This window comes from Streptomyces sp. RKAG293, from assembly GCF_023701745.1.
GTDB lineage: Bacteria > Actinomycetota > Actinomycetes > Streptomycetales > Streptomycetaceae > Actinacidiphila.
The window spans coordinates 6336492-6357302 of sequence record NZ_JAJOZB010000001.1; the positions used below are offsets into that span (position 1 = coordinate 6336492).

The 20811-nt window shown below is 71.1% G+C and carries 20 protein-coding genes, 5 tRNA genes and 1 pseudogene; 20 read left to right on the top strand and 6 right to left on the bottom strand.

What is annotated here, in order from left to right; all coding sequences use genetic code 11:
* Window positions 1-47: 47 nt before the first annotated feature.
* From LNW72_RS28180 to LNW72_RS28215, 8 genes are all read left to right on the top strand, one after another.
* Window positions 48-830: a fumarylacetoacetate hydrolase family protein gene (locus LNW72_RS28180; protein WP_250977921.1), complete on the top strand. Its 783-nt coding sequence runs from the start codon at window positions 48-50 to the stop codon at window positions 828-830.
* On the top strand, window positions 823-2304 hold the full coding sequence (gene gltX, locus LNW72_RS28185) for a glutamate--tRNA ligase (protein WP_250977922.1): 1482 nt from the start codon (window positions 823-825) through the stop codon (window positions 2302-2304). The genes LNW72_RS28180 and gltX overlap by 8 nt, the downstream gene beginning before the upstream one ends.
* A 56-nt stretch (window positions 2305-2360) precedes the next feature.
* The gene (locus LNW72_RS28190) at window positions 2361-3092 is read left to right on the top strand and encodes an HAD family hydrolase (RefSeq protein WP_250977923.1); all 732 of its coding nucleotides are present in this window, start codon (window positions 2361-2363) and stop codon (window positions 3090-3092) included.
* 88 nt (window positions 3093-3180) lie between these two features.
* Window positions 3181-3252: transfer RNA gene (locus LNW72_RS28195), tRNA-Gln, on the top strand.
* A gap of 21 nt (window positions 3253-3273) precedes the next feature.
* A tRNA-Glu gene (locus LNW72_RS28200) sits at window positions 3274-3346 on the top strand.
* 61 nt (window positions 3347-3407) lie between these two features.
* Window positions 3408-3480: transfer RNA gene (locus tag LNW72_RS28205), tRNA-Glu, on the top strand.
* A gap of 12 nt (window positions 3481-3492) precedes the next feature.
* Window positions 3493-3564, top strand: a tRNA-Gln gene (locus LNW72_RS28210).
* Window positions 3565-3595: 31 nt separating this feature from the next.
* Window positions 3596-3668: transfer RNA gene (locus LNW72_RS28215), tRNA-Glu, on the top strand.
* A 91-nt stretch (window positions 3669-3759) separates the two neighbouring features.
* Here LNW72_RS28215 and LNW72_RS28220 read toward each other — a convergent pair.
* Entirely contained in the window at window positions 3760-4407 is a 648-nt protein-coding gene (locus LNW72_RS28220; protein ID WP_250977924.1) for a MerR family transcriptional regulator, read from the bottom strand.
* Window positions 4408-4489: 82 nt separating this feature from the next.
* On the opposite strand from LNW72_RS28220, the gene LNW72_RS28225 reads away from it, so the two are divergent.
* A complete protein-coding gene (locus LNW72_RS28225) occupies window positions 4490-4981 on the top strand; it encodes a DUF4188 domain-containing protein (protein ID WP_250977925.1) in 492 nt (163 codons plus the stop codon).
* A gap of 201 nt (window positions 4982-5182) precedes the next feature.
* Here the strand turns inward: LNW72_RS28225 and ndgR are convergent, their stop codons facing one another.
* A complete protein-coding gene (gene ndgR / locus LNW72_RS28230; RefSeq protein ID WP_138356489.1) occupies window positions 5183-5899 on the bottom strand; it encodes an IclR family transcriptional regulator NdgR in 717 nt (238 codons plus the stop codon).
* A 160-nt stretch (window positions 5900-6059) separates the two neighbouring features.
* Between ndgR and leuC the strand changes: the two genes are divergently transcribed.
* The 4 genes from leuC (at window position 6060) to LNW72_RS28250 (ending at window position 9243) form a co-directional block, all read left to right on the top strand.
* Window positions 6060-7490, top strand: coding sequence for a 3-isopropylmalate dehydratase large subunit (gene leuC / locus LNW72_RS28235; RefSeq protein ID WP_250977926.1), 1431 nt, complete (start codon window positions 6060-6062; stop codon window positions 7488-7490).
* A gap of 5 nt (window positions 7491-7495) precedes the next feature.
* Window positions 7496-8089 (top strand): 3-isopropylmalate dehydratase small subunit, encoded by a 594-nt coding sequence (gene leuD, locus LNW72_RS28240; RefSeq protein ID WP_250977927.1) that lies wholly within the window; start codon window positions 7496-7498, stop codon window positions 8087-8089.
* Between the two features lie 154 nt (window positions 8090-8243).
* Window positions 8244-8477, top strand: a complete 234-nt coding sequence (locus LNW72_RS28245; protein WP_250977928.1) for a hypothetical protein — start codon at window positions 8244-8246, stop codon at window positions 8475-8477.
* Between the two features lie 124 nt (window positions 8478-8601).
* On the top strand, window positions 8602-9243 hold the full coding sequence (locus LNW72_RS28250; RefSeq protein ID WP_250977929.1) for an HU family DNA-binding protein: 642 nt from the start codon (window positions 8602-8604) through the stop codon (window positions 9241-9243).
* 440 nt (window positions 9244-9683) lie between these two features.
* On the opposite strand, the pseudogene cofC reads toward LNW72_RS28250, so the two are convergent.
* Window positions 9684-10271: pseudogene (gene cofC, locus LNW72_RS28255) on the bottom strand (2-phospho-L-lactate guanylyltransferase); the annotation flags it as partial.
* A gap of 231 nt (window positions 10272-10502) precedes the next feature.
* Between cofC and LNW72_RS28260 the strand changes: the two are divergent.
* The 3 genes from LNW72_RS28260 to LNW72_RS28270 are packed head-to-tail and all read left to right on the top strand — an operon-like array spanning window position 10503 to window position 13535.
* The gene (locus LNW72_RS28260) at window positions 10503-11366 is read left to right on the top strand and encodes a lysophospholipid acyltransferase family protein (RefSeq protein WP_250977930.1); all 864 of its coding nucleotides are present in this window, start codon (window positions 10503-10505) and stop codon (window positions 11364-11366) included.
* Window positions 11367-12368, top strand: a complete 1002-nt coding sequence (locus LNW72_RS28265; protein WP_308402042.1) for an NAD(P)H-dependent glycerol-3-phosphate dehydrogenase — start codon at window positions 11367-11369, stop codon at window positions 12366-12368.
* 12 nt (window positions 12369-12380) lie between these two features.
* Window positions 12381-13535, top strand: a complete 1155-nt coding sequence (locus LNW72_RS28270) for a D-alanine--D-alanine ligase family protein (protein ID WP_250977931.1) — start codon at window positions 12381-12383, stop codon at window positions 13533-13535.
* Here the strand turns inward: LNW72_RS28270 and LNW72_RS28275 are convergent.
* Window positions 13532-14011: a DUF3515 domain-containing protein gene (locus LNW72_RS28275; RefSeq protein WP_250977932.1), complete on the bottom strand. Its 480-nt coding sequence runs from the start codon at window positions 14009-14011 to the stop codon at window positions 13532-13534. The genes LNW72_RS28270 and LNW72_RS28275 overlap by 4 nt on opposite strands.
* A 20-nt stretch (window positions 14012-14031) precedes the next feature.
* Window positions 14032-14265, bottom strand: coding sequence for an Lrp/AsnC family transcriptional regulator (locus LNW72_RS28280; protein WP_138356479.1), 234 nt, complete (start codon window positions 14263-14265; stop codon window positions 14032-14034).
* Window positions 14266-14413: 148 nt separating this feature from the next.
* On the opposite strand from LNW72_RS28280, the gene LNW72_RS28285 reads away from it, so the two are divergent.
* Both LNW72_RS28285 and thiD read left to right on the top strand, forming a co-directional pair.
* Window positions 14414-15394, top strand: a complete 981-nt coding sequence (locus tag LNW72_RS28285; RefSeq protein ID WP_138356478.1) for a thiamine-phosphate kinase — start codon at window positions 14414-14416, stop codon at window positions 15392-15394.
* Between the two features lie 10 nt (window positions 15395-15404).
* The gene (thiD, locus tag LNW72_RS28290) at window positions 15405-16205 is read left to right on the top strand and encodes a bifunctional hydroxymethylpyrimidine kinase/phosphomethylpyrimidine kinase (RefSeq protein WP_250977933.1); all 801 of its coding nucleotides are present in this window, start codon (window positions 15405-15407) and stop codon (window positions 16203-16205) included.
* Between the two features lie 175 nt (window positions 16206-16380).
* Here thiD and rpmB read toward each other — a convergent pair whose 3' ends face one another.
* Window positions 16381-16566 (bottom strand): 50S ribosomal protein L28, encoded by a 186-nt coding sequence (gene rpmB / locus LNW72_RS28295; RefSeq protein ID WP_138356476.1) that lies wholly within the window; start codon window positions 16564-16566, stop codon window positions 16381-16383.
* Between the two features lie 209 nt (window positions 16567-16775).
* Between rpmB and LNW72_RS28300 the strand changes: the two genes are divergently transcribed.
* The gene (locus LNW72_RS28300) at window positions 16776-18536 is read left to right on the top strand and encodes a DAK2 domain-containing protein (RefSeq protein ID WP_250977934.1); all 1761 of its coding nucleotides are present in this window, start codon (window positions 16776-16778) and stop codon (window positions 18534-18536) included.
* A 25-nt stretch (window positions 18537-18561) separates the two neighbouring features.
* Window positions 18562-20784: an ATP-dependent DNA helicase RecG gene (recG, locus tag LNW72_RS28305; protein ID WP_285369813.1), complete on the top strand. Its 2223-nt coding sequence runs from the start codon at window positions 18562-18564 to the stop codon at window positions 20782-20784.
* Window positions 20785-20811: the final 27 nt, after the last annotated feature.

The window sequence follows — 20811 nt, forward strand, 5'->3', positions numbered from 1 at the left end:
AACCTGGACCGATCCAGTCTTCGGCCAGTGAGGGGCAGCAGCTTCCCGTGCGCATCGCCAGGTTCTCCATCGACGGCAATGTCGCCTTCGGCGCGGTCGAGGGCGACCCGACCGTCCCCGACGGTCTCGTCCTCGACATCATCAAGGGCATCCCGTTCGCCGAGTTCGAGCTCTCCGGCACCAAGGTGCCGCTGAGCAAGGTCCGGCTCCTTCCGCCGGTGCTCCCGAACAAGGTCGTCGCCATCGGCCGCAACTACGCCGAACACGCCGCGGAACTGGGCAACGAGGTCCCCGCGGTCCCGGTCGCCTTCTTCAAGCCGTCCACCTCCGTGGTCGGATCCGGTGACCCGATCGTGTACCCCTCGTTCTCGAACGAGGTGCACCATGAGGCCGAGCTGGCCGTCGTCATCAGCCGGCTGTGCCGCGAGGTCCCGCGCGAACGCGTCAAGGACGTCATCCTCGGCTACACCTGCGCCAACGACGTCACCGCACGCGACGCGCAGCGCACCGAGGGCCAGTGGGCCCGTGCCAAGGGCTTCGACTCCGCGTGCCCCCTCGGCCCCTGGATCGAGACCGATCTGGACCCCTCCGACCTGGCCATCACGGCCACGGTCAACGGCGAACTGCGCCAGGCGGGCCGGACCAGCCAGATGGTCCGCTCGATCGAGGACCTGATCGTGCACATCACCGAGGCGATGACGCTGCTCCCGGGCGACGTCATCCTCACCGGCACCCCGGCAGGCGTCGGACCGCTCAACGTCGGCGACGAGGTCGCCGTCTCCATCGAAGGCATCGGCACTCTCACCAACAAGGTGATCAAGCGTGGCTAGCGCATCCCCCGTACGCGTCCGTTTCTGTCCCTCGCCGACCGGCAACCCGCACGTGGGTCTGGTCCGCACCGCCCTGTTCAACTGGGCGTTCGCCCGGCACCACCAGGGCAAACTGATCTTCCGTATCGAGGACACCGACGCGGCCCGGGACTCCGAGGAGTCCTACCAGCAGCTGCTCGACGCGATGCGCTGGCTCGGCTTCGACTGGGACGAGGGTCCCGAGGTCGGCGGCCCGCACGCCCCGTACCGGCAGTCCGAGCGCATGGACATCTACGCGGACGTCGCGAAGAAGCTCCAGGACGCCGGGCACGCCTACGACTGCTACTGCACCACGCCCGAGCTGGACGCCCGCCGGGCCGCCGCCCGCGCCGCGGGCAAGCCCTCCGGCTACGACGGCCACTGCCGTGACCTCGGCGCCGAGCAGATCGCGGCCTACCGGGCCGAGGGCCGCACGTCGATCGTCCGCTTCCGGATGCCGGACGCGCCGATCACCTTCACCGACCTGGTGCGCGGCGAGCTGACCTTCACCCCGGAGAACGTGCCCGACTTCGGCATCGTCCGGGCCAACGGGGCGCCGCTCTACACGCTGGTCAACCCGGTCGACGACGCGCTGATGGAGATCACGCACGTGCTGCGCGGCGAGGACCTGCTGTCCTCCACCCCGCGGCAGATCGCGCTGTACGGCGCCCTCGCCGAGATCGGCGTCGGCAACGGCACCACCCCGGCGTTCGGCCACCTCCCGTACGTCATGGGGGAGGGCAACAAGAAGCTCTCCAAGCGCGACCCGGAGTCCTCGCTCAACCTGTACCGCGAGCGCGGCTTCCTGCCCGAGGGCCTGCTCAACTACCTGTCGCTGCTCGGCTGGTCGCTCTCGGCCGACCAGGACCTCTTCTCGATGGAGGAGATGGTCGCGGCCTTCGACATCGCGGACGTCAACGCGAACCCGGCGCGCTTCGACCTGAAGAAGTGCGAGCACATCAACGCGGAGCACCTGCGGATGCTGGACGTGAAGACGTTCATGTCGGCCTGTGCCCCGTGGCTGAAGGCGCCGTTCGCACCCTGGGCCCCCGAGGCGTTCGACCAGGCGGCCTTCGAGGCCATCGCCCCGTACGCCCAGACCCGTCTCCAGGTCCTCTCGGACATCACGGCCAATGTCGACTTCCTCTTCCTGGACCAGCCGGCCGAGGACGAGGCGTCCTGGCAGAAGGCGATGAAGGAGGGCTCCGACGCCCTGCTGCGCACCGCCCGCACCAAGCTCGCCGACGCCGACTGGTCCGACCCGGAGTCGCTGAAGGCCGCGGTGCTGGCCGCAGGCGAGGAGCACGGCCTGAAGCTCGGCAAGGCCCAGGCCCCGGTCCGCGTGGCGGTCACCGGCCGCACGGTCGGACTGCCGCTCTTCGAGTCCCTGGAGGTGCTCGGCCGCGAGCGCACCCTGGCCCGCGTCGACGCCGCACTGGCGAAGCTCGGCGGCTAGCGCCGCTCCGGTCCCGGGGCTGACGGCTCCGGGGCCACCGTCCTAGGGTTGGCGGTATGCCGATCCGTGCCGTCCTCTGGGACGTAGACGACACCCTGTTCGACTTCACGACAGCCGACGAGCAGGGGTTTGTGCGGCATGTGATGGCCGAGGGCCTGGCCGGCGGATCCGAATCCGCCGGCCAGGCCCTCGGTCGTTGGCAGTTGATCACCGTGCGCCACTGGCAGCGTTTCGCGGACGGAGCCGTCGACTACGAGGGCCAGCGCCGCGACCGGGTCCGCGAGTTCCTGGGCGAGCCGCTGAGCGACGCTGAGGCGTCCGCCTGGTTCCACCGCTACGTCGCCCACTACGAGGCCGCCTGGGCCCTGTTCCCGGACGCCTCGCCCGCCGTGGCGGCGCTGGCGCCCCGCTACCGGCAGGGAGTCCTGTCGAACGCCAGCACCGTCCACCAGGAGCGCAAGCTGCGCACGCTGGGGCTGCGGGACCATTTCGAGGTGCTGCTGTGCGCGGCGGAACTCGGCGTGAGCAAACCCGCCGCCGGGGCGTTCCTGGCGGGCTGCGCGGCGCTGGGCCTGCCGCCCGGCGAGGTGGCGTACGTCGGCGACCAGCCCGAGATCGACGCCCGGGGGGCGGACGAGGCGGGCCTCTTCGGCATCTGGCTGGACCGCCGGGGCACCGCCGCGGGACCGGATATCCCGTCGGACCTGCGAAGGATCATCGGACTGGCGGAGCTGCCCGCGCTACTGGCTGCGAATACCGGTTTTGGAGCCCCGTCCCCCATCGGGTAATGTTCTTCCTGCGCCGCCCAACCGGGCCGAAAGGCCAGGCCGGAAGCGCAACATCAAACAAACCCCCGGCCAGGGGGTTGTGTTTTGGTGGGGTATGGTGTAATTGGCAACACGAGGGTTTCTGGTTCCCTTATTCTAGGTTCGAGTCCTGGTACCCCAGCGCAGTACAAAGCAAGTGCGAGCCCCCGTTGTGTAGCGGCCTAGCACGCTGCCCTCTCACGGCAGTAGCGCCGGTTCGAATCCGGTCGGGGGTACAGATCCTTCTCTCCGTCGCCTTCAGGTCGCACCTGACCGTGACGATGCAGGATCGCTAGGGCCCCCGTTGTGTAGCGGCCTAGCACGCTGCCCTCTCACGGCAGTAGCGCCGGTTCGAATCCGGTCGGGGGTACTTGACACACCATGGGGTATGGTGTAATTGGCAGCACGAGGGTTTCTGGTTCCCTTAGTCTAGGTTCGAGTCCTGGTACCCCAGCGCAGTACCGCGTATGTTGAAGCAAGTGCGAGCCCCCGTTGTGTAGCGGCCTAGCACGCTGCCCTCTCACGGCAGTAGCGCCGGTTCGAATCCGGTCGGGGGTACGTATCGAAGAGGCCCTCCGCCACGGCGGAGGGCCTCTTCGCTGTGTCCCGCGCCCCGATCGCCGGGTCCCGCGCCCCGCCGGGCCGGCGCTCAATCTCCCGTGCCGAAGCGGCGGTTGGACTCCTCGGCCTCGGCCAGCCGGCGCAGGCTCAGCAGCACCGGCTCGTAGAGCACCGTGAGCGCGACCGCCGCCTCGACCTGTTCGAGGGGGGTGCTGAACCCCTCCACGAGATCCAGGTCGGTGACGGCCAGTTGGGCCGCGGCCCGGGCGTACGGCGCCAAGTCGTCGGCGTCACACGGATATCCGAGCCGGACCAGCGCCGAGACCGCCACCACGAGCGTTCCCCAGGCGGGCGCCCCCTCGCCTGCGTCCAGGCACTCCTTCCAGTCGAGCCGCCGCATGAGCAGCTCCACCTCGTGCCGGGCGACCGCGGTCGCCGGATCGTCCTCGGCCGGCTTCGGACCCTGCGGCAGCGCCCAGACGGCGGCACCCAGCCGCGTGTTCTGGTCCAGCGACTCGTCCTCGACCGCCGCCAGCACCTGGCGCGCGGTGGCCACCGGCATCTTCCCGACCTGGATCAGGGCCCGGACGAGACGCAGCCGGCGCAGATGGTCGTCGCCGTACTCCGCCTGGGTGGCGGTGATCCGGCGGCCGGGGGGCAGCAGTTGCTCCCGCAGGTAGTACTTGATCGTGGCAGCCGGGAGTCCGCTGCGTTCACTCAGTTCCGCGAGCCTCATCCTCTTGCGCCCTTCATTGGAGAGTGGCACTATCCAACCATGGATAGTCCAGCTATCCAACACATCGAACCGGGGAGCCACCATGAGCGCCGAACTGATCGAAGGCCGGACCACCGCCGCCGCGGAGGGTGAGGTCGTCGTCTTTCTCATCGGGATGCGGATCAACAACTTCCGGTCCCTGCGCAGCTGGTGGCCGGTGCTGAAGGCGATGCCGCGGATGCTCAAGGAGCTGTCGCGGGAGAAGGAGAGAGGGCTGCTGGGCTTCCGGGTCCAGCTGGGCATGCCGCGGGTCTTCGAGGTGACCCAGTACTGGGAATCGCGTGAGCAGCTGATCGCCTACGCCTCGGCGCAGGACGGCGAGCACCGTCCGGCGTGGGCGGCCTTCAACCAGCGGGTGCGGGCGGGGAAGAACAAGGTCGGCTTCTTCCACGAGACCTACGCCGTGCCCGCGGGCGGCTACGAGTCGGTCTACGTCAACATGCCGGCGTTCGGCCTGGGCGAGGCCACCGAGGTCGTTCCGGTCGGCCGCCGCGGCGAGACCGCCAAGGACCGCCTGGCCTACCGGGCGAGCTGACCTACCGGGCGAGCTAACCTACCGGGCGGGCTGGCGGACCAGGCTGACGTACCGGGCGGACGTACCAGGCTGACGTACCGGGCGGACGTACCGGGCGTGGCTGACGTCCGGTACGGGGAAACAGGTGCGCGCCGGTGCCGGGGGCTTGGACGGAGCCCCCGGCGCCGGCGCGCTCGGGTACGGGTGGTGGGAGGAGCGGTCTCAGCCGTTGCGGCGCAGGGCCTCGGAGAGCCGCCCGGCGGCGTCGATGACGGCCTGGGCGTGCATCCGGCCCGGGTGCCGGGTCAGCCGCTCGATCGGCCCGGAGACCGAGACGGCGGCGACCACCCGGTTCGAGGGCCCGCGCACCGGCGCCGAGACCGAGGCGACGCCCGGCTCCCGCTCGCCGATGGACTGGGCCCAGCCCCGGCGGCGTACGCCGGAGAGCGCGGTGGCCGTGAATCGGGCACCCTGGAGACCACGGTGCAGTCGCTCCGGCTCTTCCCATGCCATCAGGACCTGGGCGGCGGATCCGGCCTTCATCGGCAGCGTCGAGCCGACCGGCACGGTGTCCCGCAGTCCGGACAGCCGTTCCGCGGCGGCCACACAGATCCGCATGTCGCCCTGGCGCCGGTAGAGCTGGGCGCTCTCGCCGGTCACGTCCCGCAGGTGGGTGAGAACCGGTCCCGCCGTGGCCAGCAGCCGGTCCTCGCCCGCCGCGGCGGCGAGCTCGGAGAGCCGGGGGCCCAGGATGAAGCGGCCCTGCATGTCACGGGCGACCAGCCGGTGATGTTCGAGCGCGACCGCGAGGCGGTGCGCGGTGGGGCGGGCGAGGCCCGTGGCTCCGACAAGCCCGGCCAGGGTGGCCGGTCCGGACTCCAGCGCGCTGAGCACCAGAGCCGCCTTGTCGAGAACGCCGACGCCGCTAGAGTTGTCCATGCAACGATATTCGCGTCTCACACTGTGAAACGCAAGTTCAATTTTCCAGCGAAAGCGTCAGGCTGGGGAGCACGGCAGGGACGCCGACCGGAGCCAGGGGACCGGACGGAGTCCACATCAGACGAGTTGGCCGGCAGCGACGCCGGTCGGAGGGACAGCGATGGGTAGGACACTCGCGGAAAAGGTCTGGGACGACCATGTCGTCCGGCGCGCCGAGGGCGAGCCCGACCTTCTCTACATCGATCTGCACCTGCTGCACGAGGTGACCAGCCCGCAGGCCTTCGACGGTCTGCGGTTGAACGGGCGCCAGGTGCGGCGGACCGATCTCACCATCGCCACCGAGGACCACAACACTCCGACCCTCGACATCGACAAGCCGATCGCCGACCCGGTCTCCCGTACCCAGCTGGAGACGCTGCGCAAGAACTGCGCCGAGTTCGGTGTCCGCCTGCACCCGCTGGGTGACGTCGAGCAGGGCGTCGTCCACGTGGTGGGACCGCAGCTGGGTCTGACCCAGCCCGGCACCACCGTGGTGTGCGGCGACAGCCACACCTCGACGCACGGCGCGTTCGGCGCGCTCGCGTTCGGCATCGGCACCAGCCAGGTCGAGCACGTACTGGCCACCCAGACCCTGCCGCTGGCCCGCCCCAAGACCATGGCGATCACCGTCGGTGGCGAACTCCCCGCCGATGTCACCGCCAAGGACCTGATCCTCGCCATCATCGCGAAGATCGGTACCGGCGGCGGCCAGGGCTATGTCATCGAGTACCGCGGCCCGGCCATCGAGAACCTGTCGATGGAAGCCCGGATGACCGTCTGCAACATGTCGATCGAGGCGGGCGCGCGGGCCGGCATGATCGCCCCCGACCGCACCACGTTCGACTATCTGCAGGGCCGTGACCACGCCCCCACGGGCGCGGACTGGGACGCCGCCGTCGAGTACTGGCAGACCCTGCGCACCGATGACGACGCGGTCTTCGACCACGAGGTCTACATCGACGGTGCCGCACTGGCCCCGTTCGTCACCTGGGGCACCAACCCCGCCCAGGGCGCCCCGCTGAGCGCCTCGGTGCCGGACCCGGCGTCGTTCGACGACCCCAGCGACCGCCAGGCCGCCGAGAAGGCCCTGGAGTACATGGGACTTCACGCGGGCCAGCCGCTGCGCGAGGTCAAGGTCGACACCGTCTTCGTCGGTTCCTGCACCAACGGCCGGATCGAGGACCTGCGGGCCGCGGCGTCCATCGTCGAGGGCCGACAGGTGGCCGACGGCGTCCGCATGCTGGTCGTCCCCGGCTCGGTCCGGGTCGCCCTGCAGGCCGTCGCCGAGGGCCTGGACAAGGTCTTCACCGCTTCCGGCGCCGAATGGCGGCACGCCGGTTGCTCGATGTGCCTGGGCATGAACCCCGACCAACTCGCCCCTGGTGAGCGCTCCGCGTCCACCTCCAACCGCAACTTCGAGGGACGGCAGGGCAAGGGCGGCCGTACGCACCTGGTATCGCCGCAGGTCGCCGCTGCCACGGCGGTACTCGGGCACCTCGCTTCGCCCGCGGACCTGACCGACTCCGACGCCCGTACCGCTGTGGAGGCCTGATACCGATGGAAGCGTTCACCACACACACCGGCCGGGCCGTCCCGCTGCGCCGCAGCAACGTCGACACCGACCAGATCATCCCGGCCCACTGGCTGAAGAAGGTCACCCGCAACGGCTTCGAGGACGGGCTCTTCGAGGCCTGGCGCAAGGACGAGAAGTTCGTTCTCAACCTGCCCGAGCGCGCCGGGGCGACCGTGCTGGTCACCGGATTCGACTTCGGCACCGGCTCGTCCCGCGAGCACGCGGTGTGGGCGCTGCAGAACTACGGCTTCAAAGCCGTGATCTCGTCCCGCTTCGCAGACATCTTCCGGGGCAACTCGCTCAAGAACGGCCTGCTCACGGTCGTGCTGCCGCAGGAGACCGTCGAGCGGCTGTGGAAGCTGACCGAGGCCGACCCGACCGCCGAGGTCACGGTCGACCTGGTGGCCAGGGAAGTGCGCGCCGAGGGCATCACCGCGGCGTTCGAACTGGACGACAACGCCCGCTGGCGCCTGCTGGAAGGGCTGGACGACATCAGCCTGACCCTCGCCAACGAGGCGGACATCACCACCTATGAGCGGTCCCGCCCGGCGCACAAGCCGAGCACCGTGCAGGTCTGACCGTCCCCGAGAGGGGATCCGGCCGGGATTCCGAAGCGCCTTCCGCCGTCCGCGGGGGGCGCTTCGGCATGCCCGCACCACCGTATTGGCCCTGTCGCGCGAGACATTGGTCCTGTCGTGCGCGACAACTCACCGCAGATGGCACAATCGGTACATGGAACGCGATGGCCAACTCGAGCTCTACGGGGTCCTCGCCGCCCGGCTGAAGGAGGCGCACGCGCGCGTCGCGAATCTCCAAGTACCCGATGACGTAAGGCTGGAGTTGACCCGGAAACTCCTCGTCGTGACTGCCGCGGCCAAGCATGATCTCGCTGGAGCGGCACGGCGTCTGGACGTCTTCCTGCGGGAGCTCGACCAGGGCAGATTTCTTGATCAAGGAACTGTCTGAGAGCCGAGTTCGTTGCGGCACAAGGGTGATTCGCCCGTTTCGTATTTGATTTGCGGTATATATCCGCCTAACGTGCGAAAAAGCCCGTACTCATTCGCCGGGCAAAGTTTCCGAAGGGGAAGACGTGAACAAGGCGCAGCTCGTAGAAGCGATTGCCGACAAGGTAGGTGGCCGCCAGGCCGCCGCGGACGCGGTTGACGCGGTTCTCGACGCGATCGTCCGCGCGGTCGTCTCCGGCGACCGGGTCTCGGTCACCGGATTCGGTTCGTTCGAGAAGGTCGACCGTCCCGCCCGCTATGCCCGCAACCCCCAGACCGGGGAGCGGGTCCGGGTCAAGAAGACCTCGGTGCCGCGCTTCCGCGCGGGTCAGGGCTTCAAGGACCTGGTCAGCGGGGCCAAGAAGCTCCCGAAGAACGATGTCGCGGTGAAGAAGGCGCCCAAGGGCAGCCTGAGTGGCGGGGCTTCCACCCGTACCACCGCCAAGGCCGCGGCCAAGAAGGCCACCGCCAAGAAGGCCACCGCGGCGAAGAAGGCCGTGACCGCCAAGAAGGCGGCTCCCGCGAAGAAGACGGTGACCGCCAAGAAGACCACGGCGAAGAAGACCACCGCCGCCGCGAAGAAGGCGACGCCGGCCAAGAAGGCCGCCACCGCCAAGAAGGCCGCCGCCAAGAAGTCCGCCCCGGCCAAGAAGGCCACGGCGAAGAAGGCCCCGGCCAAGAAGAGTGCCGCCCGCAAGACCGCTGTGAAGCGGACTGTGAAGAAGTAGTCACCACCTGCAGGCCGCGACGGGCCGGGCTCCCCACCAGGGAGCCCGGCCCGCGCCGTTCTCCGGCCGGTGCGGCGGCTCCCTGGCGGCCGCTACGCCGTGGGCGCCTGGGGATCCGCGAAGGTCTGCAGCGTCAGGAAGACCACCCGGCGGGCGTCGCCGTCCCCCTCGGTGCGGATCCGGACCCGCTGGCCCGGCCGCAGCAGCCGCAGGCCCCCCGCGTCGAAGGCCGCCGCGTCGAACGGCAGCGGAGTCCCGTCGTCGAGCAGCACGCTGCCGCCACGGGTCGCGGGGTCGTATGTGTACGCGGTCGCCTGCATGACCGGAAGCCTAGTGAACGCGCCCGCCCCCGCGACACCGCGTGCGGCTTCCCGTGGGGACGGGTGCGGCGCTCGCTCAGTCGGTGATGAGCAGCCCCGCCGCGACGTCCGCGGTCCGCGGCCCGACCCCAGGGCCAGCGCCACCCGCAGGTCGGCGGGGGTGTCGACGTCCTGGCGCACGGAGTCCACACCGGGCAGCGTGATCTCCCGGGCGCCGGAGGCCCGGTGCCGGGCCCGGGAGGCGCCGCCGAACGCCGGCGCCAGGTCGTGACCCGGCGGCGCGGTGAGCAACGTGGTGCCGATCGCCGCCGCGTCGGCCAGAAAAGCCCTCCCTGAGGCCCTGGCGGCGGCGTTGAGCACTGCGGACAGCTCCAGGGGGCGCAGGGCCGGGAGATCGGCGTTCAGAGCCGCCACGGCCGCATCGGGAGTGGCGGACCGGATCAGGTGCCCGCCGTACGCGAGAGCCGCGTTGAGTCCGGCCGCCGGAGCGTCCGGCACGATCCGGGCCCCCAGGGCGGCCAGTTCCGCCGCCGCCAGCGGATCGTCGGTGACGACCGTGACGCTCCACACCTGTGCACAGGCCAGCGCGGCGGCCACGGTGTCCTGGGCGAACGCCAGCGCCAGCCCCGGCCGCACCGTCCCCGCGGCCGGCGCCAGCCGGCTCTTGGCCACGGCGAGCGGCTTCAGCGGTACGACGAGGGACCACATGACGGGTACGGGCACCGAACCATTGTGCGGTGACGCACCCGCCCGACGGCCACAGCCCCACCCCGGAGTCCGCCTCCCGATTCCCCGGCGGGGGACTCCCGCAGGCACCCGCGTCGCAGCTTCCCCAGGGGCGCGCCCCTCGGCTCGCCCGCCCTGGCGTTACGGTGTGCGTACCGGCGACACTTGTGCGGCTGCACTGGTGCAGCCCCGTGCAATGAGGAGGAAGTTCTGGTGTCCCGCCGCAGAATCGGCTTCTGGTACCGGCTCGCAGCCGCCATCGCGAAACCGCCGCTTCTTGTCCTCTTCAAGCGGGATTGGCGCGGAATGGAGCACATTCCGGCCGACGGTGGATTCATCACGGCCGTCAACCACAACTCATTCCTCGACCCGCTGTCGTACGGCCATTTCCAGTACAACACCGGACGGGTTCCGCGCCTGCTCGCGAAGGCCGGGCTCTTCAAGATCTTCTTTGTCGGCATGATGCTGCGCGGAACAGGTCAGATTCCGGTCTACCGGGAGTCCACGGACGCCGCCAACGCGTTCCGCGCCGCTGTCGCCGCGATCAACTCCGGCGAATGCGTCGCGTTCTATCCGGAGGGCACTCTCACCCGCGATCCCGACCAGTGGCCGATGACCGGCAAGACCGGTGCCGCCCGGGTCGCGCTGCTCACCAAGGCGCCGGTGATCCCGGTCGCGCAATGGGGCGCCAACGAGGCGATGCCGCCGTACGCCAAGGGCAAGAAGTTCTTCCTCTTCCCCCGCAAGACCCTGCGGGTCATCGCGGGCCCGCCCGTCGACCTGTCGCGGTTCTACGGCCAGGAGCCCACCGCCGAAGTGCTGCGCGAGGTCACCGGCGTGATCATGGCGGAGATCACCGAGCTGCTCGCCGTGCTGCGCGGGGAGCCCGCGCCCGCCGCGCTCTACGACCCGCGCCAGGCGGCCCGCGCCCGCCGGGCGGACAAGGCGGAACGGGCCGCGAAGTCCGGCAGCACCACGCGCAAGCCCGCACCGGAGTCCGTACCGCAACCCGCGCCGGAGCCCGGGCCCGTACCGCAGCCCGTGAAGAACCCGATGGATCAGCAGGAGGAGTCGTAAGTGTCAACGCGCTGCGCGGTGTACGGAACCGGCTCCTGGGGCACCGCGTTCGCGATGGTGCTCGCCGACGCCGGGTGTGACGTCTCGCTGTGGGGACGCCGCCCCGAGCTGGTCGAGGCGGTCAACGCCACCCACATGAACCCCGACTACCTGCCGGGCATCGCGCTGCCCGACACCGTACGGGCCACCACCGACCCGGCCGAGGCCGCCAGGGACGCCGAATTCGTCGTGCTGGCCGTCCCGTCGCAGACGCTGCGCGGCAACCTCGCCGAGTGGGCGCCCCTGCTGCGCCCCGACGCGGTCCTGGTCAGCCTGATGAAGGGTGTCGAACTCGGCACCGCCAAGCTGATGAGCGAGGTCATCGAAGAGGTGGCCAAGGCCGGCCCCGAGCGGGTCGCGGTGCTCTCCGGGCCCAACCTGGCCAAGGAGATCGCCGCCCGGCAGCCCGCCGCGTCCGTGGTCGCCTGCCGCGACGAGTCGGTGGCCCAGCGGTTCCAGGCCGCGTGCCACACCGCGTACTTCCGCCCGTACACCAACGCCGACGTGGTCGGCTGTGAACTCGGCGGAGCGGTCAAGAACGTCATCGCGCTCGCGGTCGGCATCGCCGACGGCATGGGACTCGGCGACAACACCAAGGCCTCGCTGATCACCCGCGGGCTGGCCGAGACGACACGGCTGGGCCTGGCGATGGGGGCCGACGCGCACACCTTCGCGGGCCTGGCCGGCATGGGCGACCTGGTCGCCACGTGCTCCTCGCCGCTGTCCCGCAACCACACCTTCGGCACCAACCTCGGCCGCGGCATGTCGCTCGCGGAGACCATCGCGGTCACCCGGCAGACCGCCGAGGGCGTGAAGTCCTGCGAGTCGGTGGCCGATCTGGCGCGCCGGCACGGTGTCGACATGCCGATCACGGACACCGTCGTGGACATCGTGCACAACGGGAAGCCGCCGGTCGTGGCCGTCAAGGAGCTGATGTCCCGCTCCGCGAAATCCGAGCGGTAGGGTCAACGAACCATGAGCAATCTGCCTTCTTCCCAGACTCCCGACCAGCCGCGGCGCAAGCCTCGGGTAGCGCTCGTCTTCGGCGGACGCAGCTCCGAGCACGGGGTGTCGGTGGTCACCGCGGCCAGCGTGCTGCGGGCCATCGACCGGTCGAAGTACGACGTCCTTCCCATCGGGATCACGACGGACGGCCGCTGGGCGCTGACCAGCGACGACCCGGACCGGATGGCGATCACCGACCGCCGGATGCCGACCGTGGAACAGGTCACCGACCACGAGGGCACCGTCGTGCTCCCGGTCGACCCGGCCAACCGCGAGGTCGTCTACAGCGAGCCCGGAGTGGTTCCCAAGGCCCTCGGCGACGTCGACGTCGTCTTCCCCGTGCTGCACGGCCCCTACGGCGAGGACGGCACCCTGCAGGGCCTGCTGGAGCTGTCCGGCGTGCCCTACGTGGGTGCGGGCGTCCTCGCCTCGGCCGTCGGCATGGACAAGGAGTACATGAAGCGGGTCTTCATCTCCTTCGGCCTGCCGGTCGGGCCGTATCTGGTGATCCGGCCGCGGGACTGGGAGAACGATCAGGAGACCGCCCGCCGGAGCATCGTGGAGTTCGCCGCGGACCACGGCTGGCCGCTCTTCGTGAAGCCCGCCCGCGCGGGCTCGTCGATGGGCATCAGCAAGGTCGAGGACGCGTCCGGCCTCGACGAGGCGATCGAGGAGGCCCGGCGGCACGACCCGAAGGTCATCGTCGAGTCGCTGCTGCGCGGCCGGGAGATCGAGTGCGGCGTCCTGGAGTTCGAGGACGGCCCGCGCGCCAGCCTCCCGGCCGAGATCCCGCCGGTCACCGCCCATGACTTCTACGACTTCGAGGCCAAGTACATCGACTCGGCCGAGGGCATCGTGCCGGCGCCGCTCACCCCCGAGCAGACCGCCGAGGTGCAGCGGCTCGCCGTCGCGGCCTTCGACTCGGTCTCCTGCGAGGGCCTGGTCCGCGCGGACTTCTTCCTGCTCGACAGCGGAGAGTTCGTCATCAACGAGATCAACACGATGCCCGGCTTCACACCCATCTCCATGTACCCGCGGATGTGGCAGGAGAGCGGCGTGGGGTACCCGGAGTTGGTGGACCGGCTGATCCAGGCCGCACTGCGGCGCCGCACCGGGCTGCGTTAGAGCTCGTTCGGAATCGTCTTCTTGACGGCGCCGGCGAGGTCGGTCAGCGGACCGACGTCGCCGGCGTACTTCTTGGGGAGGGTGACCTCGACGTACGCCTTGCGCAGCGTCGTGGTGAGTTTGAAGCTGCCGTCGCCCTGCGCCTGGATCAGCCAGCCGACGCCGTCCACGTCCACCGAGTCCGCGCTGGAGTCGTTCATCGCCGCCGGCCTCGGCACCCCGCAGCGCAGCACGATCGCCGGATTCCCCCACCCGGCGGTGAAGTCGGACGCGGGCCTGAGATCATGCACGCCGAGTCCATTGACGGAGTGCGGCAGATCCCGGTGCAGCGCACGGCAGTAGACGGCGGCCCGCGCGTCCGGAGCCGGAACGGGCGTCTCATCGGCCGGACCGGCTGCGGAAACGAAGACCGCCGCCGCGGACAAGCACGCGACGGCGGCAACGGAAATCAGCGCGAACCGGCGAAAAGCTATCACCGGACGAGCATAGTCGGGGGCTACAGATGGACGACGGGACAGGTCAGAGTACGGGTGATCCCGTCCACCTGCTGTACCTTCGCGACCACCATGCGGCCCAGGTCGTCGACCGTATCTGCCTGGGCCCGGACGATGACGTCGTAGGGACCGGTGACATCTTCGGCCTGAATGACGCCGGAGATCTTCGCAATCGTCTCCGCTACTGCCGAGGCCTTCCCAACCTCGGTCTGGATCAAGATGTACGCCTGTACCACGGAACCTCCAGGGCGGCTTCGAGGATCATGTGGGAGGGGGGACGCCACGTTATCGCGTCGCCGCACGGCGCGGGGAGACCCGCGCGGTACCGAGCACTCGCTTTGAGCGGAATCTCCAGGGGAATGACGACGTGAAAGGGACAAACAGATGAAGGGGACCGTGGGCGAGTTGGGGGAGTTCGGGTTGATCAGGGAGTTGACCTCCCGGCTCACGACCACTCCCAATGTACGCCTGGGGCCTGGGGACGACGCGGCGGTGGTGGCCGCGCCGGACCGCCGGGTGGTCGCCACCACCGATGTGCTGCTCGAAGGCCGGCACTTCCGGCGCGACTGGTCGACCGCCTACGACGTCGGCCGCAAGGCCGCGGCACAGAATCTCGCGGACATCGCCGCGATGGGCGCGGTGCCCACCGCGGTCCTGCTGGCGCTGGTCGTGCCCGCCGAGCTGCCGGCCACCTGGCCGATCGAGCTGATGGACGGCATCCGTGACGAGTGCCAGGTGGCGGGGGCCGCCGTGGTCGGCGGCGACGTGGTGCGCGGGGACACCATCACGGTCGCGATCACCGCGCTCGGCGACCTCCGCAACCGCGAGCCCGTCACCCGGTCCGGCGCCCGGCCCGGCGACGTCATCGCGGTGACCGGCTGGCTGGGCTGGTCGGCCGCCGGCCTCGCGGTGCTCTCCCGCGGCTTCCGCTCGCCGCGCGCGTTCGTCGAGGCGCACCGGCGGCCCGAGCCGCCGTACCACGCGGGCCCCGCGGCGGCCGAGCTCGGCGCCACCGCGATGACGGACGTCAGCGACGGACTGGTCGCCGACCTCGGGCACATCGCGACGGCCAGCGGGGTGCTGATCAACCTGAAGTCCGCGGACATCGACGTACCCGCGCAGATGTCCGACATCGGGCAGGCGGTCGGTGTGGACCCGCTGCACTGGGTGCTGACCGGGGGAGAGGACCACGCGATCGTCGCGGCCTTCCCGCCCGACGTGAAGCTCCCGGCCCGCTGGCGGGTGATCGGCGAGGTGCTCAAGGCCCCCGGCACCCCGCACGTCACCGTGGACGGCGCCGCCTGGGACAAGGCCGGCGGCTGGGACCACTTCGGCGACACCACGGCGCAGGGCGCCGGGGACTAGGTTCACGGGTATGCCTACGTCACCGCCCAGGGTGCTCACCGTCGCCGGATCCGATTCCGGCGGCGGTGCGGGCATCCAGGCCGATCTGAAGACGATGCTGGCGCTCGGTGTGCACGGCATGAGCGTGCTGACCGCGGTCACCGCGCAGAACTCACTGGGCGTCCAGGGCTCCTGGGAGCTGCCGGTGGCGGCCGTTCGCGCGCAGTTCCGCGCCGTGGCCGACGACATCGGCGTCCAGGCCGTCAAGACCGGCATGCTCTCCTCGGCCGCTATCGCCTCCGAGGTGGCCGCTCTGCTGGCGGACGTGGGCGCCCCCGTGGTCGTCGACCCGGTCGGCATCTCCAAGCACGGGGACTCCCTGCTGACGGCAGGGGCCCTGGAGGTGGTCCGCACCGAGCTGCTGCCGGTGGCCACCGTCGCCACCCCGAACCTCGACGAGGTCACCCAGCTGACGGGTGTCGTGGTGGACGGCGAGGCGGCGATGGGCGAGGCCGCGGAAGCGGTGCTGGCGCTCGGGCCGCGCTGGGTCCTGATCAAGGGCGGCCATCTCGACGGCGACGCCGTGGACCTGCTCTCCGACGGCTCGCGGGAGCACTGGTTCCGCGCCGCCCGGTACGACAACCGGCACACCCACGGCACCGGCTGCACACTGGCCAGCGCCATCGCCTCGTACCTGGCCCTGGGTCTGGAGGTGCCGGCGGCGGTGGGCGCCGCCAAGGACTACGTCACGGGCGCCATCGCGGCCGGCTTCCGGCTGGGCGGCGGCATCGGCCCGGTCGACCACGCATGGCGGCAGCGCCGGGAACCCTGAGCACCGAGCTGCCGGTGGCGTCAGCGCCCGGCGGCCGGCCGGGAACGGGCGACCGGCCGGGAACGGGCGACCGGCCGGGAACGGGCGACCGGCCGGGAACGCAAGAAAACCGGCCCACCCTGGGGTGGACCGGCTTCGAGTAGCCGCAAGGCTGCGCTGCTACGACGTGTACGCGTCAGCGCGAGACCTTGCCGGCCTTGATGCACGAGGTGCAGACATTGAGGCGCTTCGGCGTCCGACCGACCACAGCACGCACCCGCTGAATGTTGGGATTCCAACGGCGGGGAGTACGGCGGTGCGAGTGGGAAATAGCGTTGCCGAAGCCCGGCCCCTTGCCGCAGACGTCGCAGTTGGCAGCCACGGGTCACTCCAAAGACTTCGAGATGCACTTACAGTGAAAAGCCCGGGAGATTCCCGGACAACCGGAGCAGCATACAACGGCCACTCCCGCACAACGAAATTACCACGGTCGCGGGGTCCGCGGTCCCGGGTCGCCTGCCGCCGTGACCGTTGTCACGGCTACTCTCACCTGCAGCAGTCTCCGCTTCCGGTGTCCCGCAGGAGGACTTGGTGCCGCACACGCTCGACGCTTCCGCGGTGCGCGCGTGGTGCCGACTGGCCCTTCAGGCGCTGGGCCGGGCCCGCGAGGAGATCGACGCGATCAACGTGTATCCGGTCGCCGACGGGGACACCGGCACCAATCTGTACCTGACGATGGAATCCGCCGCGCAGTCCGTCGACGCCGTCTTCGACGGCCATGCCGCCTCAGGACACACCCCTGACCTCGCCCAGGCCTTCCGCGCGATGTCCCACGGCGCCCTGATAGGCGCCCGCGGCAACTCCGGCACGATCCTCGCCCAGCTGCTGCGCGGCATGACGGAAGCGCTCACCGACGATCCCGCGACGGGTGACGGCGTCACGGGTGGTGCCTCCGGCGGAACCGCCGCGGCCGGGGATCCGGACAGCGCCGAACTGCTGCGCCGGGCGCTGCGCCGGGCCGCCGGGTCCGCGTACCTGGCGGTCGCGCACCCCGTCGAGGGGACGATGCTCACCGTCGCCACCGAGGCGGCCACCGCCGCGGAGCGGGACGGCGGCGGCCCGGTGTCCGTCGCGCGAGCCGCCCACCAGGGCGCGCGCACCGCGCTCGCCGCCACCACCGGGCAGCTCGCCGTACTCGGCCGGGCCGGCGTCGTCGACGCGGGCGGGCGCGGGCTGGTGGCCGTGCTGGGCGCGCTCGCCGACGCGCTGGCCGGCGAGGTCCCGATGGGACCGCTGGCCGATCACGCGCCGCCCGTCCCGTACGGCTGCCGCGACGAGGACGGCTCCGACCCGCACGTCGTGCCCGGCGGGCCGGCCTTCGAGGTCATCTACCTGCTGGAGGCGTCCGACACCGCCCTGCCCGCGCTGCGCGGGCGGCTGGACGCCCTCGGGGACTCCCTGGTGGTCGTGGGCGGCGACGGCCTCTGGAACGTCCACGTCCACGTGGACGACGCGGGAGCCGCCATCGAGGCCGGTATCGAGGCCGGCCGCCCCTACCGGATCCGCGTCACCCACTTCGGCGCCCAGGTCCGTGAGCGGCCCGACACGGACACCGACACCCACGTGGTGCCCGATGCGGTTTCCCGGCACCACGAGGGTGCCGGGGACGGCGGGCGGCCCCCGGAGCGGGTGCGGCGCGCCGTCGTCGCCGTCGTCCGGGGTGACGGGCTGGCCGACCTCTGCGCGCAGGCCGGCGCGACGGTCGTCGCCGTCCGCCCCGGCGACCCGCCCGCCAGCGGCGAGATCGCGGCCGCGATCCGCCGTGCCAACGCCCGCGAAGTGGTGCTCCTCCCGAACGACGTGGAACTGCGGCACGCCGCAGGCGCCGCCGCCGACCGGGCCCGGGCCGACGGCGTCCGGGTCGCGCTGATCCCCACCCGCTCCCCGGTGCAGGGCATCGCCGCGCTCGCCGTCCACGAGCCCGCACGGCGCTTCGACGAGGACGTCGTCGCCATGACCTCGGCGGCCGGCGCCACCCGCTACGCGGAACTGGCCGTCGCCGAGCACCAGTCCTGGACCATGGCCGGCATCTGCCAGGCCGGCGACGTCCTCGGGCTGATCGACGGCGATGTCGCGGTCATCGGCGGGAACCTGGTCGAGACCGGCACGATCGTCCTGGACCGCATGCTGGCCGCGGGCGGCGAGATGGTCACCCTCGTCCTCGGCGCCGGCGCCCCGCCCGATCTCGCGGACCGCATCGAGGCCCACGTCCAGGGCGGCCACCTCGCGGTGGACACCGTCGTCTACCAGGGCGGCCAGCAGAGCTGCCCGCTCCTCATCGGCGTCGAATAACCGCTCGCCGCAGGCCGCCCCCGCTTTGTCACTGCCGTGCGCAAAGATGGACCCGATGTCTGCCCTGGACGAACCCCTGAAGAAGTCGGTCGGCGGCCGCACGGCAAAAGTGCTCGCCGACCACCTCGACCTGCACACCGTCGGCGACCTGCTGCACCACTACCCGCGCCGGTACGCCGAGCGCGGCGAGCTGACCCGGCTGGCCGACCTCCCGCTCGACGAGCACGTCACCGTCGTCGCGGAGATCGCCAAGGCCGACAAGAGGACCTACAACGGCGGCACGGGCGTCCGCCTGGAGGTCGTCGTCACCGACGGCAGCGGTTCGCTGACCCTGGTGTTCTTCAGCAAGGCCGCGCACGCGCACGCCCACCGGCTGATCCCCGGCCGCCGCGGGATGTTCTCCGGCAAGGTCTCGGTCTTCAACCGCACCCGCCAGCTCGCGCACCCCGACTACCAGTTGCTGGACGCGGACGACGCCAAGGGCGGGGAGTCCGACGTGGCGGCCGCGTTCGCCAACCAGCAGATCCCGCTCTACCCCGCGTGCAAACAGATCAGCTCCTGGCAGATCGCGCAGTCCGTGCAGACGGTCCTCGACTCGATGCGGGGCACCAGCTGGGCGGGCGTCGGCGAACCGCTGCCCGCCGCGCTGCGCGAGGCGCGCGGCCTGGCGCCGCTCTCCGAGGCACTGGAGAAGATCCACCGGCCGCGTACCAAGGCCGACATCGCCGAGGCGCGGGACCGGCTGAAGTGGGACGAGGCATACGTCCTCCAGGTGGCCCTGGCACGCCGCCGGGCCGCGGACTCCGCACTGCCCGCCACCCCGCGCGTGCCGCACGCCGACGGCCTGATGACCACGTTCGACACCCGGCTGCCGTTCACCCTCACCGAGGGCCAGCAGAAGGTCTCGGCCGAGATCTTCGCCGACCTGGCGACCGAACACCCCATGCACCGCCTCCTCCAGGGCGAGGTCGGCTCCGGCAAGACGCTGGTCGCGCTGCGCGCCATGCTCGCCGTCGTCGACTCCGGCGGCCAGGCCGCGATGCTGGCGCCCACCGAGGTGCTCGCCCAGCAGCACCACCGGTCGATCACCGAGATGATGGGCGACCTCGCCGGCGGCGGGATGCTGGGCGGCGCGGAGAACGCCACCAAGATCGTGCTGCTCACCGGCTCCATGGGGGTGCCCGCCCGCCGTCAGGCCCTGCTCGACCTCATCAGCGGGGACGCCGGAATCGTGATCGGCACGCACGCGCTGATCGAGGACAAGGTCCAGTTCCACGATCTGGGCCTGGTCGTGGTCGACGAGCAGCACCGCTTCGGCGTCGAGCAGCGCGACGCGCTGCGCGCCAAGGCCGCCAAGCCCCCGCACCTGCTGGTGATGACCGCGACCCCGATCCCGCGCACGGTCGCCATGACCGTCTTCGGCGACCTGGAGACGTCCGTCCTGGACCAGCTGCCGGCCGGCCGCTCGCCGATCGCCACCCATGTCGTCCCGGCGAAGGACAAGCCGCACTTCCTGTCCCGCGCCTGGGAGCGGGTGCGGGAGGAGGTGTCGAAGGGCCACCAGGCGTACGTGGTGTGCCCGCGCATCGGCGACGAGGAGGACGCGAAGAAGAAGCCGGACGACGCGGAGCGCCGCCCGCCGCTGGCCGTCCTGGACATCGCCGAGCAGCTCGCCGCTGGGCCGCTGGCCGGGCTGCGGGTCGAGGTGCTGCACGGCAGGATGCAGCCGGACGCCAAGGACGACGTGATGCGCCGGTTCGCCGCCGGCCAGGTGGACGTCCTGGTGGCGACCACCGTCATCGAGGTCGGGGTGAACGTCCCGAACTCCACCGTCATGGTGATCATGGACGCCGACCGCTTCGGCGTCTCCCAGCTCCACCAGCTGCGCGGCCGCGTCGGCCGCGGCTCCGCCCCGGGGCTCTGCCTGCTGGTCTCCGAGGCGCACGAGGCGAGCCCCGCCCGGCAGCGCCTCGCCGCCGTCGCGGCGACCCTGGACGGCTTCGAGCTGTCCCGCATCGACCTGGAGCAGCGCCGTGAGGGCGACGTCCTCGGCCAGGCCCAGTCCGGCACCCGTTCGTCGCTGCGCATGCTGACCGTGATCGACGACGAGGAGGTCATCGCCGCCGCCCGCGACGAGGCCACCGCGCTGGTCGCCGCGGACCCCGAACTGGCCGACCACCCGGACCTGCGCAGCGCTCTGGAGAGCCTGGTCGACGCGGACCGCGAGGAGTACCTCGACAAGGGCTGAGCAGGGCTGCTGAGCAGGGCCGAACTG